Source organism: Cryobacterium inferilacus (assembly GCF_019599185.1).
In the GTDB taxonomy this organism is placed as follows: Bacteria; Actinomycetota; Actinomycetes; order Actinomycetales; family Microbacteriaceae; genus Cryobacterium; species Cryobacterium inferilacus.
The window spans coordinates 34,151-49,265 of the sequence record NZ_JAIEUL010000008.1 but is presented as its reverse complement, the minus strand read 5'-3'; the positions used below and the strand labels follow the sequence as shown (position 1 = coordinate 49,265).

At 67.9% G+C, this 15,115-nt stretch carries 10 protein-coding genes and 1 tRNA gene; 5 read left to right on the top strand and 6 right to left on the bottom strand.

The genetic code is table 11. The features are described from left to right. The first annotated feature begins 14 nt into the window (after positions 1 to 14). Together K2F54_RS08915 and adhE are read left to right on the top strand one after the other, a co-directional pair. Positions 15 to 1,157: a cysteine desulfurase family protein gene (locus K2F54_RS08915; protein ID WP_220605520.1), complete on the top strand. Its 1,143-nt coding sequence runs from the start codon at positions 15 to 17 to the stop codon at positions 1,155 to 1,157. Between the two features lie 205 nt (positions 1,158 to 1,362). Continuing rightward, complete coding sequence (adhE, locus tag K2F54_RS08910) at positions 1,363 to 4,116, top strand: bifunctional acetaldehyde-CoA/alcohol dehydrogenase (RefSeq protein ID WP_220605519.1); 2,754 nt, start codon at positions 1,363 to 1,365, stop codon at positions 4,114 to 4,116. Between the two features lie 97 nt (positions 4,117 to 4,213). Here the strand turns inward: adhE and K2F54_RS08905 are convergent, their stop codons facing one another. The 3 genes from K2F54_RS08905 to K2F54_RS08895 are packed head-to-tail and all read right to left on the bottom strand — an operon-like array spanning position 4,214 to position 6,760. Continuing rightward, entirely contained in the window at positions 4,214 to 5,587 is a 1,374-nt protein-coding gene (locus tag K2F54_RS08905; RefSeq protein WP_220605518.1) for an arsenic transporter, read from the bottom strand. A gap of 38 nt (positions 5,588 to 5,625) precedes the next feature. After that, complete coding sequence (locus tag K2F54_RS08900; RefSeq protein WP_220605517.1) at positions 5,626 to 6,294, bottom strand: arsenate reductase/protein-tyrosine-phosphatase family protein; 669 nt, start codon at positions 6,292 to 6,294, stop codon at positions 5,626 to 5,628. A 31-nt stretch (positions 6,295 to 6,325) separates the two neighbouring features. Next, entirely contained in the window at positions 6,326 to 6,760 is a 435-nt protein-coding gene (locus K2F54_RS08895) for an arsenate reductase ArsC (protein ID WP_220605516.1), read from the bottom strand. 205 nt (positions 6,761 to 6,965) lie between these two features. Here K2F54_RS08895 and arsD point away from each other — a divergent pair, with 205 nt between their 5' ends. Continuing rightward, the gene (gene arsD, locus K2F54_RS08890; RefSeq protein WP_220605515.1) at positions 6,966 to 7,364 is read left to right on the top strand and encodes an arsenite efflux transporter metallochaperone ArsD; all 399 of its coding nucleotides are present in this window, start codon (positions 6,966 to 6,968) and stop codon (positions 7,362 to 7,364) included. Beyond that, entirely contained in the window at positions 7,364 to 9,199 is a 1,836-nt protein-coding gene (gene arsA, locus K2F54_RS08885) for an arsenical pump-driving ATPase (RefSeq protein WP_220605514.1), read from the top strand. The genes arsD and arsA overlap by 1 nt, the downstream gene beginning before the upstream one ends. Before the next feature lie 57 nt (positions 9,200 to 9,256). On the opposite strand, the gene K2F54_RS08880 is transcribed toward arsA, so the two are convergent. The 3 genes from K2F54_RS08880 to K2F54_RS08870 form a co-directional block, all read right to left on the bottom strand. Then, positions 9,257 to 9,330: transfer RNA gene (locus tag K2F54_RS08880), tRNA-Met, on the bottom strand. Between the two features lie 139 nt (positions 9,331 to 9,469). Next, positions 9,470 to 12,388: a UPF0182 family membrane protein gene (locus K2F54_RS08875; RefSeq protein WP_220605513.1), complete on the bottom strand. Its 2,919-nt coding sequence runs from the start codon at positions 12,386 to 12,388 to the stop codon at positions 9,470 to 9,472. 109 nt (positions 12,389 to 12,497) lie between these two features. Further along, positions 12,498 to 13,601 (bottom strand): YlbL family protein, encoded by a 1,104-nt coding sequence (locus K2F54_RS08870; protein ID WP_220605512.1) that lies wholly within the window; start codon positions 13,599 to 13,601, stop codon positions 12,498 to 12,500. 141 nt (positions 13,602 to 13,742) lie between these two features. Between K2F54_RS08870 and K2F54_RS08865 the strand changes: the two genes are divergently transcribed. Further along, positions 13,743 to 15,110, top strand: coding sequence for a zinc-dependent metalloprotease (locus K2F54_RS08865; protein ID WP_374107278.1), 1,368 nt, complete (start codon positions 13,743 to 13,745; stop codon positions 15,108 to 15,110). The last annotated feature ends 5 nt before the right edge of the window (positions 15,111 to 15,115 follow it).

Below are 15,115 nucleotides of genomic sequence, written 5' to 3'. Positions count from 1 at the left end.
GCCAGGAAGCCGCCATGATCTACCTCGATAACGCCGCGACAACGCCGCTGCGCCGCGAGGTCGCCGAGGCGATCTGGCCCCTCCTGACCCGCGGCTTCGGCAACCCGTCCAGCCACCACCGGGTGGGCGAGGCGGCCGCGGCCGCACTCACGTCTGCCCGCACCCGCATCGCCAGGGTGCTGGGCTGCCGCCCGGGCGAGATCACCCTCACCAGCGGCGGCACAGAGGCCGACAACCTGGCGATCAAGGGCCTCGCCCTCGGCAACCCGCGCGGCCGCCACATCATCACCACCGCCCTCGAACACGAGGCCGTACTCGAATCCTGCGACTACCTGCACCGGCTGCACGGCTTCGAGATCACGATGCTGGCCACGGATGCCGCCGGCCGCGTCGACCCGGTCGAACTCGCCAGGGTCATCCGCCCCGACAGCACCCTCGTCACCGTGCACTACGCCAACAATGAGATCGGCACCGTGCAGCCGATCGCCGACCTGGCCGCGGTCGCCCGCGCGAACGGTGTGCCGTTCCACACCGATGCCGTGCAGGCCGCCGGCTGGCTACCGCTGAACGTCGCCGACCTCGGTGTCGATGCCCTGAGCATCTCCGGGCACAAGCTCGGCGCGCCGCAGGGCGTGGGCGCGCTGTTCATGCGCGGCCGGCTCACCGTGGAACCGGTGCTGCACGGCGGCGGCCAGGAGCGCGGCAAACGCAGCGGCACCGAGAACGTGGCCGGCGCCGTGGGCCTGGCGACAGCCCTCGATCTGGCCGAGACCGAACGCCTCGAACTGGCCGAGCGGCTGGCCGGGCTGCGCGACACCTTCGTGGCCACGGTGCTGGCCGGCACCCCGGGTGCCGCCCTGACCGGCGACCCCGTGCACCGCCTGCCCGGCCACGCCTCGTTCACCTTCGCCGGCACCGGCGGGGAGGCCGTGCTGCTCGAGCTGGAGCGCTTCGACATCGTTTGCTCGAGCGGATCGGCGTGCGCCGCCGGCAGCGACGAGCCGTCGCACGTGCTCACCGCGCTGGGCATCCCGGCCGACCTCGCCCAGACCGCCGTGCGCTTCACCCTCTCGGCCACCACCACGGCCGCCGAGCTCACCGAGACCGCCGCCCGCGTGCACGACGCCGTGCTCGCCGTGCGCGGCCTCGCCCGCTAGCCGCGCCCGGCCCGCCCCGCCCGGCCCGCCCGTAACTGTTCCCGAAGCGGACAAATGGTCCCGGTGCGCCGGGCGCAAATGTCCGCACGGGCAACAGTTGCGGATGGCTGGACGTGGGACCTTTGGCCCGTGTTTCCGGCGTTTATGGAGCCTATGTTTGAACCAGAGACAAAGATCCCAGATCGGGTTGTCCAGGAGGAAAACTATGACGATCACAGACCAACCAGTCGCCACTCCCATAGCTACGCAGATCGACACCTTGGTTGCCGCCGGCAACGTCGCGCTGAAGGATTACGCTGACTTCACTCAGGAGCAGATCGACTTCATCGTCAAGAAGGCCTCCGTCGCCGCGCTGTCCCAGCACGCCACGCTCGCCGTTCACGCCGTCGCCGAGACCGGCCGTGGTGTCTTCGAAGACAAGGCCGTGAAGAACCTCTTCGCGTGCGAGCACGTCACCAACTCCATGCAGAACCTCAAGACCGTCGGCATCATCAGCCGCGACGAACTGACCGGCATCACCGAGATCGCCGAGCCCGTCGGCGTCATCTGTGGCATCACCCCGGTCACGAACTGTACCTCCACCGCGATCTTCAAGTCGCTCATCGCGCTCAAGACCCGCAACCCCATCATCTTCGGCTTCCACCCGGCCGCGCAGGAGTCCTCCGCAGCCGCCGCCCGCGTCGTCCGCGACGCCGCCATCGCAGCAGGCGCACCCGCCAACTGCATCCAGTGGATCGAACAGCCCTCCCTCGAGGCCTCCACCCTACTGATGAACCACCCCGGTGTGGCCCTGATCCTCGCCACCGGCGGAAACGCCATGGTCCGCGCCGCGTACTCCTGCGGCAAGCCCGCCCTGGGCGTCGGCGCCGGCAACGTGCCCGCCTTCATCGAGAAGAGCGCCAAGCTCAAGCGTGCCGTCAACGACGTCGTGCTCTCCAAGGCCTTCGACTACGGCATGATCTGCGCTTCGGAGCAGGCCGTCATCATCGAAGAGCCCCTCTACAACGAGGCCATGGCCGAGTTCGCCATCCTGCACGCCTACCGCACCAACAAGGAAGAAAAGGCCCTCCTCGAGGAGTTCATCTTCGGTGTGCAGGCCCACTCGGAGAACTGCGCCGGCGCCAAGCTGAACCCGAACGTCGTCGGCAAGTCGCCGGTGTGGATCGCCCAGCAGGCCGGTTTCAGCGTTCCTGACGACACGTCGATCATCCTGGTCGAGGTCTCCGGAGTCGGCCCGCACGAGCCGATGACCCGCGAGAAGCTGGCCCCGGTTCTCGCCGTCATGCACGCCAAGGACGCCGAAGAGGGCATCTCGCTCTCCGAGCAGATGGTGGAATTCGACGGCCTCGGCCACTCCGGCTCGATCCACAGCGAAAACCCCGCGATCATCGAGGAGTTCGGCAAGCGCGTCAAGGCCGTTCGCATCATCACCAACGCCCCCAGCTCGCTCGGTGGCATCGGTGACATCTACAACGCGTTCATCCCCTCGCTCACGCTCGGCTGTGGCTCGTACGGACACAACTCCGTCTCGAACAACGTGTCGGCCATCAACCTGATCAACGTCAAGCGCATCGGCCGGAGGAACAACAACTTGCAGTGGTTCAAGATCCCCGCGAAGACCTACTTCGAGCCGAACGCGGTGCGCTACCTGGCCGACATGCGCGACGTCAGCCGGGTCACCATCGTCACCGACTCGACCATGACCCGCCTGGGCTTCGTCGACAAGATCCTCGACGTGCTCAACCGCCGCGAGGGCCGCGTCGCCCTGCAGATCATCGACAACGTGCTCCCCGAGCCCACCGTTGCCGCCGTCGAGAAGGGCGCAGAGGAAATGCGCGCCTTCAAGCCGGACACCATCATCGCCCTCGGTGGAGGTTCGCCCATGGACGCCGCGAAGGTCATGTGGCTGCTGTACGAACACCCCGAAATCGAATTCGCCGACATGAAGGAGAAGTTCTTCGACGTGCGCAAGCGCGCGTTCAAGTTCCCCGACCTCGGTGAACTCGCCAAGCTGGTCTGCATCCCGACCACCTCGGGTACCGGTAGCGAGATGACCCCGTTCGCCGTCATCACCGATGACGTCACCGGAGTCAAGTACCCGCTGGCCGACTACGCGCTGATCCCGTCCGTCGCGATCATCGACCCCGTGCTCACGGCCATGATGCCGTCGTTCCTCGCCGCCGACTCCGGCTTCGACGCCCTGACCCACGCCACCGAGGCGTACGTGTCGGTATACGCGAACGACTTCACCGACGGTCTCTGCCTGCACGCGATCAAGCTGATCTTCGAGAACATCGAGGCCAGCGTCAAGGGCACCGTCGGCAGCACCGATGACACCGTGATCAAGGCACGCGAGAAGATGCACAACGCCGCCTCGATCGCCGGTATGGCCTTCGGTAACGCGTTCCTGGGCATAGTCCACGCCATGGCGCACGTCACCGGCGCGCAGCTGCACCTGATCCACGGCCGGGTCAACGCGACCTACCTGCCGCACGTGATCCGGTACAACGGCACCGTCCCGACGAAGCTGACCAGCTGGCCCAAGTACGAGCACTACATCGCCCCGGAGCGCTTCCAGGAGATCGCCAAGCACCTCGGCCTCCCGGCCTCGACTCCCGCCGAGGGCGTCGAGTCGTACGCCAAGGCCGTCGAGAAGCTGCGCGACCAGGTCGGCATCAAGCCGTCCTTCCAGGCGCAGGGCGTGCCGGAGGCCGAGTTCATCGGCCGTCTCGATTCGCTCGCCATGGGCGCATACGGCGACCAGTGCGCACCCGCCAACCCGCGGATGCCGATGCTGGACGACATGAAGACCCTCATGGAGGCCGCGTACTACGGCACGTCGTTCGCCGAGGTTCGCGCCGGACGCGCAGCCGTGGTTGACGCCGCGCTCGAGACCGGTGCAGAGGGTGCCGCCCCGGCCGTGGACGCCAAGAAGCCGGCCCGTAAGGCCGGCAAGTAGGCTTCACCGCTTACGGCAGCATCCGTTCGACCTGCACCACAACGGCCCCGCACTCACGTGCGGGCCCGTTCTGCGTGTGCGGGCGCCCGCGGTTGTCTTAGACGCCGACCACCATCAGCCAGCCGGCGAGGGTGACCAGGCTGATCAGCAGCACCGGGATGGTGAGCACGATGCCGGTGCGGAAGTACCGACCCCAGCCGATGTGCATGCCCTTCTTGTCGAGCACGTGCAGCCAGAGCAGCGTGGCCAGGCTGCCGATCGGGGTGATCTTCGGGCCCAGGTCGGAGCCGATGATGTTGGCGTAGACCATGGCCTCATGGGTGAGACCGCTCGCCCCGACGGCGCCGATGGCCAGGGCGGCGATCAGCACGGTGGGCATGTTGTTCATCATCGAGGCGAGCACCGCGACGACGATGCCGGTACCGAGGGCGGCCACGAGCACACCCTGGTCGTTGAACGAGCCGAAGACCTTGGCGAGTTCATCGGTGAGCCCCTGGTTGCGCAGACCGTAGACCACGAGGTACATGCCGATGCTGAACAGCACGATCTGCCACGGTGCGTTCTTCACGACGGTGAGCACCGAGATGCGCTTCTGAACCGTGACGCCGGCCTCGGCGGCCAGCGCCGAACGCTCGGCGTCGGCGACGACGCGGCGGAACAGGAAGCGGGGCTGGCGGGCCGCGACCAGGATGAGCACGATGGCTGCGCTGCCGGCGATCACCGACAAGGGGATGCCCAGGGGGTCTGCGCTGAAGTAACCGATCAGCAGCAGAGCCAGCACGATCCAGCCGGCCCGGAAGGTGACCACGTCGGTGACCGCGGTGGCCGGCGCCGGCAGGTGGGACACGTCGTAGGTCTTGGGGATCGTCTTCCGGAAGTAGAGGAACAGCACGGCCAGGCTGGCGAGGACGGTGACGATGCCGACCGGCACCATGACCAGTGCGTATCGGGCGAAGCTGATGTCGAAGTAGTCGGCCGAGACGATGTTGACCAGGTTCGACACCACCAGCGGCAGGCTGCCGGCATCGGCGATGAACCCGGTGGCCATGACGAAGCCCAGTGCTGCCGACGGCGGGAACTTCAGCGCCAGGAGCATTTGGATCACGATCGGGGTGAGGATCAGCGCCGCACCGTCGTTGGCGAACACGGCCGCGATGACGGCGCCCAGCAGCACGATCAGAACGAAGAGCAGCCGCCCGTTGCCTCTCCCCCACCTGGCCACGTGCAGGGCAGCCCACTCGAAGAACCCGCTCTCGTCCAGAATCAGCGAGATCAGCACGATCGCCACGAAGGCGAGGGTGGCGTTCCAGACGATGTCGATGACCGTGGGGATGTCGGAGAGCTGCACGACCATGGTCACGAGAGCCAGGACAGCCCCGCCCAGGGCGCTCCAGCCGATGCCCAACCCCTTGGGTTGCCAGATGACCAGCGTGAGGGTGAGCACAAAAATGAGAATGGCGACGACGGCCATGGTGGTACTCCTGCGGTAGGGCTACGTGTGCGAGCGGCTCAGGCGGGTAAGGCCTGCGGCTCGACGCCGACGCTGTTCAGCAAGACAACCACATGGGCACGAATTTCTTCACGGATGCCTCGCACGGCGTCCAGGGACTGGCCGGCCGGGTCGGCCAGTTCCCAGTCCTGGTAGCGCTTGCCCGGGTAGACCGGGCAGGCGTCGCCGCAGCCCATCGTCACCACGACGTCGGCGGCCTGCACCACGTCGTCGGTGAGCGGCTTGGGGAATTCCTCGCCCAGGTCCAGACCCAGTTCGCGCATGGCCTCGACCACGGTGGCGTGGATCTCGCCCGAGGGCATCGACCCGGCGCTGCGCACGTGCACCCGACCACCGGAGAGGTGCGCGGTGAGCACCGCGGCCATCTGGGAGCGACCGGCGTTCTGCTCGCAGACGAAGAGCACCTCCGGAACGTCCCTGGCGATTGCGCCCTTGGCCTGGGCGAGAGCGGTGAGCCGGTCGGTGGCGAACCGCACCGTGCGTGCGGCCACGTGGGCCCGCACCGTGGAGCCCCGCAGAAGACTGGTGTACGACTCGAGCACGTAGCGTTCCACGGTCTCGAGCCCGAAAATGCCGGAGAACTTCAGTGACAGCTCGTCGGCGAGACGGTGCAGGTACGCCTCCGGGTAGGTGAGGCCGGGCAGGGGGCGACGGTCCGAAACATCCATGTGCGTTTGCGCCTTGTCGTTGGGAGTGGGACTAAGCCGAGGCGGGAAGGATCTCGGTGAGCAGTTTCTGGATGCGCGCCTTGATGTCGTCGCGGATCGGCCGCACCGACTCGATGCCCTGGCCGGCCGGGTCCGCCAGTTCCCAGTCCTCGTAGCGCTTGCCGGGGAAAATCGGGCAGGCGTCGCCGCAGCCCATGGTGATCACGACGTCGGAGTCCTTGACGGCTTCGACGGTGAGGATCTTGGGCACGTTGTCGGCGATGTCGATGCCGTCTTCGGCCATGGCCTGGATGGCGACGGGGTTGATCTGGTCCTTGGGCTCCGAGCCCGCGGAGAGGACCTCGACGCGACCGTCGGAGAGCGCGGCAAGGTATCCGGCAGCCATCTGGGATCGGCCGGCGTTGTGCACGCAGACGAACAGAACGGTGGGCTTGGCCGCGGACGGGTCGGTGCTGATGTCAGACATGGGGCTTCCTTCGGTGGAGATTGATCGACACCTGTCAATATAGACGGTTCACGATCGGTTCGGCGGCGTCGGAAGCTTCGACCACCACTCGACACCCGTTGTTCAACGGCCGTTCACCTGTCGCCCTAAATCGATAGGCATCGATATGATGGGAGTGCTGGACGGGCGACACCGTGTCGAAGCATCCGGCGGATCAGAGGCTCCCATGACGACCATCCAGATCTTCGAACCCGGCCTGTGCTGCGGCACCGGCATTTGCGGCGTCGACGTCGACCAGCAGCTCGTCACGGTGTCGGCCGACATCGACTGGGCCACCTCGGTCGGCGGTAGCGTGCGCCGGTTCAACCTGGCCCAGGAGCCGCTCGCGTTCGCCGAGAACGAGACCGTGCGCGCCTTTCTGCACACCGTGGGCCAGGAGGGCCTGCCGGTGACGATGGTCGACGGCGCCACCGTGCTCACCGGTCGGTACCCGTCCCGCCCCGAGCTGGCGAAGTGGGCCGGTTTGGGTGCCCCCGCGGCCGAGGATCGGCCGTCGCTGCTCACCGCAGCTCCGGCCGCCGCCGACGGCTGTTGTGGCGGGGCCGCCGCCGAGAGCTGCTGCTGATGTCCCTCGGCAGCGCCACCCTCTCCGACACCGACGCCCGCGTTGCGCCGGCCTTCCTGACCGATGCCCCGCGGTTCCTCTTCTTCACCGGCAAGGGCGGCGTGGGCAAGACCTCGATCGCCTGCGCGAGTGCGATCCGGCTGGCGGTGAGCGGCGCATCCGTGCTGCTGGTCAGCACCGACCCGGCCTCGAACGTGGGCCAGGTGTTCGGCGTCAGCATCGGCAACACCGTCACACCCATTGCGGCCGTGCCCGGCCTGGCCGCGCTGGAGATCGACCCGGAGCAGGCCGTTGAGCAGTACCGCGAACGCATCGTGGGCCCGGTGCGTGGGCTGTTGCCCGCCGCGGAGGTCGCCTCGATCGAGGAGCAGCTCTCTGGCGCCTGCACCACCGAGATCGCGTCGTTCAACGAGTTCACCGATCTGCTCACGGATGCCGCTTGGACGGCCGCGTACGATCACATCGTCTTCGACACCGCGCCGACCGGGCACACCATCCGGCTGCTGCAGCTGCCCGGCGACTGGACCGAGTTCCTCACCGCGGGCAAGGGCGACCCGTCCTGCCTGGGTCCGTTGTCTGGCCTGGAGAAGCAGCGTGCGGTGTACGCGCAGGCCGTGGCCGCGCTCGGCGACCCGGAGCGCACCCGGCTGGTTCTTGTCGCCCGGGCCCAGCAGTCCACCCTGGCCGAGGCCGCCCGCACTCACGCCGAGCTGGCTGCCATGGGCATGGCCAGGCAGTACCTGGTGGTGAACGGGGTTCTGCCCGGCGAGGCAGCAGACGATCCACTGGCCGCCGCCATCCGTCGACGCGAGCAGCGCGCCCTCGACGCCCGCGACCCCACCCTGGTCGATCTGCCCACGGACTACCTGCCGCTGATGGCCACCAATATGGTGGGGCTGCCCGCGCTCCGCGCGCTCCTCCCCCACGCCGCCGCGCCCACCACCGACCTGCCCGCATCCGGGCGAGCCGCGCCGGCACACCGGGGCAGCTCGTCCGAAGCGGGGCAGGTCGGCGAGCGGAGCCTGGCGGCGCTGGTCGACCAGATCGCCGCCGACGGCCACGGTCTGGTGATGCTGATGGGCAAGGGCGGGGTGGGCAAGACCACCCTGGCGGCCGCAGTGGCGGTGGCTCTGGCCGATCGCGGATTCGCCGTGCACCTCACCACCACCGACCCGGCGGCGCACCTGTCCGACACCCTCTCCGGCGAACTCGCCAACCTCGAGGTCTCCCGGATCGACCCGGCGGTGGAGGTCGAGCGCTACACCGAGCACGTGCTGGCCACCAAGGGCGCACAGCTCGACGAGCAGGGCCTGGACATGCTGCGGGAAGACCTGCGATCGCCGTGCACCGAGGAGATCGCCGTGTTCCAGGCCTTCTCCCGGGTGACCCGGGAGGCCAAGAACAAGTTCGTGGTGCTCGACACCGCGCCCACCGGGCACACGCTGCTGCTGCTGGATGCGACCGGTTCGTACCACCGCGAGGTCTCGCGTCAGATGGGCAGCACGATGCACTTCGTCACCCCGATGATGAAGTTGCAGGACCCGGCCCAGACCAAGGTGCTGCTGGTCACCCTCGCCGAGACGACCCCGGTACTGGAGGCCGCCGGCCTGCAGGACGACCTGCGCCGGGCCGGGATCGAACCGTGGGCATGGATCGTGAACAATTCCATCGCAGCGGCCGCGCCCACCTCGGCGCTGCTGCAGCGTAGGGCCGCGAACGAACTGCCCGAGATCGACGAGGTGTGCTCTCGTCTGGCCGAGCGCACGGCGATCGTGCCGTTGCTGCCGGAAGAGCCGATCGGCATCCCCGCGCTGGCCGCCCTCTCCAGGGCGTAGCACTCGTGGTTAACGCAAAAATCCCGGCCTCTTTCGAGACCGGGATTTTTGTTTCTGTTGCGGGGGCAGGATTTGAACCTACGACCTCTGGGTTATGAGCCCAGCGAGCTACCGAACTGCTCCACCCCGCGCTACAAGAACTAAGTTACCACAGTTCCCCAAGCCCCTCGAATCGGTGCCCCGTCCCGGGCGCGTCGCGCTCCGGGCCACAGCAAAGCGGGTGCCGCGCCGGGAGGAACCCCGGTGCGACACCCGCTAGGGGCGTGCTGGTTACTGCTCGCCGAGCAGTGCCAGCATGCTGTCGACGGTCTCGGAGAGCTTCTCGTCTGCGACACCGTATGCGGCGAAGTCGCCGGCCGTCAGCGCGGCCTGCTTCTCGGCCATGGCCTGCTTGGCCACGTCGAGGAGCGTCTTCAGCTGCGCATCCGTCGCCGGGTCACCGGTGTCGGTGCTGGGCGTCTCGGTGCCGTCGCCATCCGTCTCGGGGGCTGTCTCGCCGTCGGTCTCGACGGCCGGCGGAACGTCCGTGTCGCCGGCGTTCGCTCCCGATTCGCCCTCGAACAGCACGTTGAGCGCGCTGTCCAGGGTGTCCTCGAAGGCGATCTGGTCGCCGAACGCGACGAGCACCTTCTGCAGCAGCGGGTAGCTGGTCTCACCGGTGGACCGCACGTAGACGGGCTGCACGTAGAGCAGGCCACCACCGACGGGCAGGGTGAGCAGGTTGCCGTTGAGCACCGTGGACTGGCCCTGACGCAGCAGGTTCAGCTCGGCGGAGATGGTGGGATCACCGTTGAACTGCGCCTGCACCTGGCCGGGGCCGGGCACCGTGACGTCGTTCGGCAGGGTCAACAGCCGCAGTGCGCCGTAGTCCTCGTCCCGTTCGCCGTCGACATTGCCCGCGTCGGCATCCGCTGCCAGGTAGCCCGTCAGCACGTTACGGGTGGTCTCGCCGGTGGCGTCAGGGATGAACGTGGAGTACAGCGAGAACGACGGCGACTCCTGGCCGGGCATCTGCATCGTCAGGTAGTACGGCGGCTGCAGAGTGGTGTTGGTGCTCGGCGACACGGGGTCGTTCGGAGTGGTCCAGGCGTCGTTCTCGGAGTAGAAGGTACCGGGGTCGGTGACGTGGTACTTGCCGAGGATGGCGCGCTGCACCTTGAACATGTCCGCCGGGTAGCGAACGTGGCTCATCAGGTCACCGCTCATCTCGCTCATCGGCTCGACGGTCGACGGGAAGATCTTCTGCCAGGTCTGCAGCAGCGGGTCCTCCTCGTCCCAGGCGTACAGGGTGACGGAGCCGTCGTAGGCGTCCACCGTGGCCTTGATCGAGTTGCGCATGTAGTTGATGTTGTCCAGCGCGAACGGCTGCTCGGGCGTTTCGGTGTCGGCGATCGCGTCGCTCAGGCTGACTCCGGTGGAGTACGGGTAGGTGGCCGACGTCGTGTACGCGTCGACAACCCACTTGACCCGACCATCGACGACCGTGGGATACGGGTCGGAGTCGAGGGTGAGGTACGGCGCCACCTTCTGCACGCGCGTGATCGGGTCACGGTCGTAGAGAATCTGCGACTCGTCGTTGACGGCGTTCGCGAGGAAGATCTGCTCGGACTGGAACTTGAGCGCGTAGATCAGCTTGTTGAAGGCACCGTTCAGGCTGGGCCCACCGTCGCCGCTGAAGGTCGTGTAGGTCTGCTGGGCGCCGTCCTCACCGGACGGGTAGTCCAGCTCGACCGGGTCGGTGCCCTCTGGGGCGCCGACGATGGAGTAGGTGGGCGAGGATTCGCCGAAGTACACCCGCGGCTCGAAGTCGCCGAGCGCACCGGAGGTGGGGATGCCGCCCTCGAGGAAGACCGGCTGGCCGTCGGCCGAACGCTGGTTGCCGTAGGCGGCGACCACACCGTACCCGTGCGTGTAGACCACTGTGGAGTTGACCCAGGTCTCGCTGCTCAGGCCGGAGAGGTCGAGGTCACGCACGGCGACCACGGTGTCCTGGGATTCGCCGTCGATCGTGTAGCGGTCGACGTCGAGGTTGCTCGGGAACTGGTAGAACTGGCGGAACTGCTCGAGCTGGGCGAACGCGTCACTGACCAGGGCCGGGTCGAGGATTCGGATGTTGGCCGTGGTCTGGGCGTCCTCGCGCAGGGCGCCCGCGGTGGCTTCGGTCTCGGCGGTGTAGGGAATCTCCTCGATGTCGGCCACACCGTAGGCGTCCCGGGTGAGGTCGATGTTCTTCTGAATGTACGGAGCCTCGAGGGTTCTGGCGCTCGGGTCGACCTGGAAGCGCTGCACGACCCAGGGGTAGAGCGAACCGATCAGCAGGCTGCTCACGATCAGCAGCGCGGTGCCGATCACCGGCAGACGCCAGCGGCCGATGAAGGCGGTGATGAGGAACAGGATGGCGACGAAGACCGCGGCACCGGCGAGGATGGCCCGGCCGGGGATGGTGGCGTTGACGTCGGTGTAACCGGCGCCGGTGATGAGTTCGTTGGCCTGGGTGAGGGTGGAGTACTGGTCGAGCCAGATGCTCACAGCCTGCAGCAGCAGGTAGACGGCCGCGGTGACGGCGATCTGCACGCGGGCGGCCTTGGCCACGTAGACCTCACGGCCGGTGACGCGGATGGCGCCGTACAGGTACGAGGTGGCCAGCGCGACGAGGGCGGAGATGAGCACCACGGCCGAGCTGAACGCCAGAACCGACTGGTAGAACGGCAGGTCGAAGAGGTAGAACGACACGTCGAAGCCGAACTGCGGGTCTGTGGTGCCGGCCTCCGTGCGGTTGAGCCACATCAGAATGGTCTGCCAGCGCGTCGCGGCGGCGACGCCGGCGAAGAGACCGAGCAGGGCGGGGATGCCGTACATCGCGAGGCGCCGCAGCGGCTCGATCACCTGCTGGTAGCGATCAACCGAGGAGTTCAGCTTCGCGTAGACGGGGCGCATCCGGTAGGCGACCTGGATGCTCACCCAGACCGGCACGGCCATGCCGAGGAACCCGATCACGAACAGAGCGGCGCCGGCGATCCACTGGGTGGTCAGGACGCTGAGGAAGCCGAGCTGATCGAACCACAACACATCCGCGTACAACCCCGCGAAGATGAAGAATAAGATCACCAACCCGGCGATTATCGCTGCCGTGATGGCGAGCGGGGCACGGCTCCGACGTGGAGCGCTTCCGGCGGATGATGTGGTCACGAATTGGCCTCTTGCTCTGATAGATCGGGGGTCAGACCCTCATTCTATGCAAGCCTCCTCTGGGCAAACCCCCAGTTCGCTGAGGGCTCACCCAGAACCGCCTCCGCTATCAGGCCGCGGGGCAGGTGGGCAGGGCGCTGGTATCCGCGTCGGTGCGGATGGCTTCCAGCGCCGTAAGCGCCTCGTCAAGGGTGCTCACGGCCAGCACGGTCAGCCCGTCCGGCACATGGCCGGTGACCTCGTCGCAGTTCGCGGTCGGGGCCAGGAACCACTCGGCCCCGGCGTCCTGGGCGCCGAACAGCTTCTGCCGGATGCCGCCGATGGCGCCCACGGCGCCGGCCTGGTTGATTGTTCCGGTGCCGGCGACATCCGCCCCGCCTTGAATGGCCCCCGGGGTGAGTTTGTCGATGATGCCCAGTGCGAACATCATGCCGGCGCTCGGGCCGCCCACCTTGTCGAGCTGGATCTCGACGTCGACCGGGAACTGGTAGTCGGACTTGACGTTGATGCCCAGCACCACGGCGCCGTCGACCTCGACGGGGGTCACGTCCACGCTCAGGTCGGCACCGTCCCGGGTCAGGCCGATCGTGGCCGGCCGGTCTGCGCCGCTGGCCGTCAGCGCCTCGCGCAGGGCGGTGATGTCGGCCACGCCCTCGCCGTTGACGGCCGTGATCAGGTCGCCGGGTTCGATCAGGCCGGTCGCGGCGGCGTCATCGGCCAGCGACACGACGCTGAGTTCGCTCGGGTACTCGTAGCCCAGGCTGGTCAGTGCCGCGGCGATGGAGTCCTGCTGGGAGTTGACCATCGCCACCTGGTTGGCCTCTTCGCGGTCCTCGGTGGTCTCGTCGGCCGGGAAGACGGCATCCATCGGCACGACGGCCTGGCTGGGGTCGAGCCAGGCGGCAGCGACGGTGAGCCAGTTCAGGCGGTTCTCCGGGTTGCCCAGCACCGACACCGTGAGCAGGTCGAGGGAACCCTCTGTGGGGTAGACGGTCTCGTCCGGGATGGAGATGAGGTCCCGCTCCTCCCCCTCGTAGTCCGCAGCGCCGAGGGTGTTGTACACCGGGCCGGGCTTTTCGACCACGTACGGTGACGGCACGATCGCCAGGGCCAGCCCGGTGACCAGCGCAATGCCCAGCACCACCCAGCCCGGCCGGGAGCCACGGTGGGTACGGCCGGGGCCTCGGGGTGAATCATCGGTGAAGAGGGCCACCAGGCTCCTTAAGAGGCGTGTACGGGGTCTGCCGGGTGTTCGCGACAGGCGGACACCGTAAGGACCCAGCGTAGGTCATTTCCCAGTTCTGGCCGGGGTTCTCGGGCTAGCGTAGAGGCAAGCAACTGAGAGGTGCCTGAAGTGGCCGATGACTCCCGACCCGACGACGGTCAGAACCCAGAAGACGAATTCCAGGACATGCTCCGCGACATACTGTCGGGCAAGTCGTCTATCGACCCGAGCCAGCTGGCCGGTGCTGCCGGGCTGCCCAACGATCCGGCGAGTGTGGCCGCACTGATGCAGCAGCTGCAGGGCGCTCTGCGCGCCGGCGGCGACGGCAGCGGCGGCATCAACTGGGACATCGCGCTGCAGCAGGGCCAGGAACGCGCGGCCACCGGGCAGCAGAGCACCACCCCGGCGCAGCGCGCCGAGCTGGAGCAGGCCTTCCACATCGCGGCCCTCTGGTTGGACGACGTGATCTCGGTGGCCGAACTCACCGTGGAGCCGCGGCTGATGACCCGCAAGGAATGGGTCACCGCGACCATGCCGCTGTGGAGCCAGCTCGCCGAGCCCGTGGCCACGAGCATCTCCGACTCGCTCACCAAGGTGCTCACCGAGCAGGCCCCCGAGGAGCTCAGGGGCATGCTGGCCGGTGCGAGCCAAATGATGCGCAGCCTCGGCGGCACCCTGTTCGCCATGCAGCTGGGTCAGGTCGTCGGCCAGCTCTCCAGCGAGGTCGTCTCCGGCGGCGACATCGGCATCCCTCTGTTCGGCGACCAGCAGGCCGCGCTTCTCCCCCAGAACGTCGCCGAGTTCGGCGAGGGCCTGGACGTGCCCGTCGACCAGGTGCAGATCTACCTGGCCGTGCGCGAACTCGCACACGCCCGCCTGTTCCGGCACGCCAGGTGGCTGCGCCTGCACATGATCAGCTCGATCACCGACTTCGCCCGCGGCATCAGCATCGACACCGAACGGCTGGAATCCCTGGCCGACGGCTTCGACCCGTCGAACCCGGAGGAACTGCGCGACGCGATGGTCAACGGCTCGCTGATCCCGCCCAAGACCGAGGCGCAGCTCGCCGCGCTCGGCCGGCTGGAGACCATGCTGGCCCTGGTCGAGGGCTGGGTCGACGTGGTCACCCTCGAGGCCACCAGCCGGCTGCCCCGCGCCGACGCCATCAACGAGACCGTCAAACGGCGCCGCGCATCCGGCGGACCGGCCGAGTCGGCCTTCGCCACCCTGATGGGCCTCGAACTGCGGCCGCGCCGGCTGCGTGAGGCCGCCGCAATGTGGCAGGCCGTGACGGATGCCGTGGGCAATGAGGCCAGGGACGCCCTCTGGGCACACCCCGACATCCTGCCTCGCGACGAAGACCTCGACGACCCAGCGGCCCTGGTCGCCCGGCTCAGCAGCGCCGCGAAGGGCGAGCCGCCCGTGCTCGATGACGTCGACCAGGCCCTGGCCGACCTGCTCCGCGACGACACCCCCGACCGCCCGCACGAGGCTTAGTCCTC

Excerpts from the sequence above, each read along its gene's own strand:
- K2F54_RS08900 (WP_220605517.1), bottom strand. The coding sequence starts at position 6,294 with ATGGATGTTTCGGACCGTCGCCCCCTGCCCGGCCTCACCTACCCGGAG.
- K2F54_RS08895 (WP_220605516.1), bottom strand. The coding sequence starts at position 6,760 with ATGTCTGACATCAGCACCGACCCGTCCGCGGCCAAGCCCACCGTTCTG.
- arsA (WP_220605514.1), top strand. The coding sequence starts at position 7,364 with ATGTCCCTCGGCAGCGCCACCCTCTCCGACACCGACGCCCGCGTTGCG.
- adhE (WP_220605519.1), top strand. The coding sequence starts at position 1,363 with ATGACGATCACAGACCAACCAGTCGCCACTCCCATAGCTACGCAGATC.
- arsD (WP_220605515.1), top strand. The coding sequence starts at position 6,966 with ATGACGACCATCCAGATCTTCGAACCCGGCCTGTGCTGCGGCACCGGC.
- K2F54_RS08915 (WP_220605520.1), top strand. The coding sequence starts at position 15 with ATGATCTACCTCGATAACGCCGCGACAACGCCGCTGCGCCGCGAGGTC.
- K2F54_RS08905 (WP_220605518.1), bottom strand. The coding sequence starts at position 5,587 with ATGGCCGTCGTCGCCATTCTCATTTTTGTGCTCACCCTCACGCTGGTC.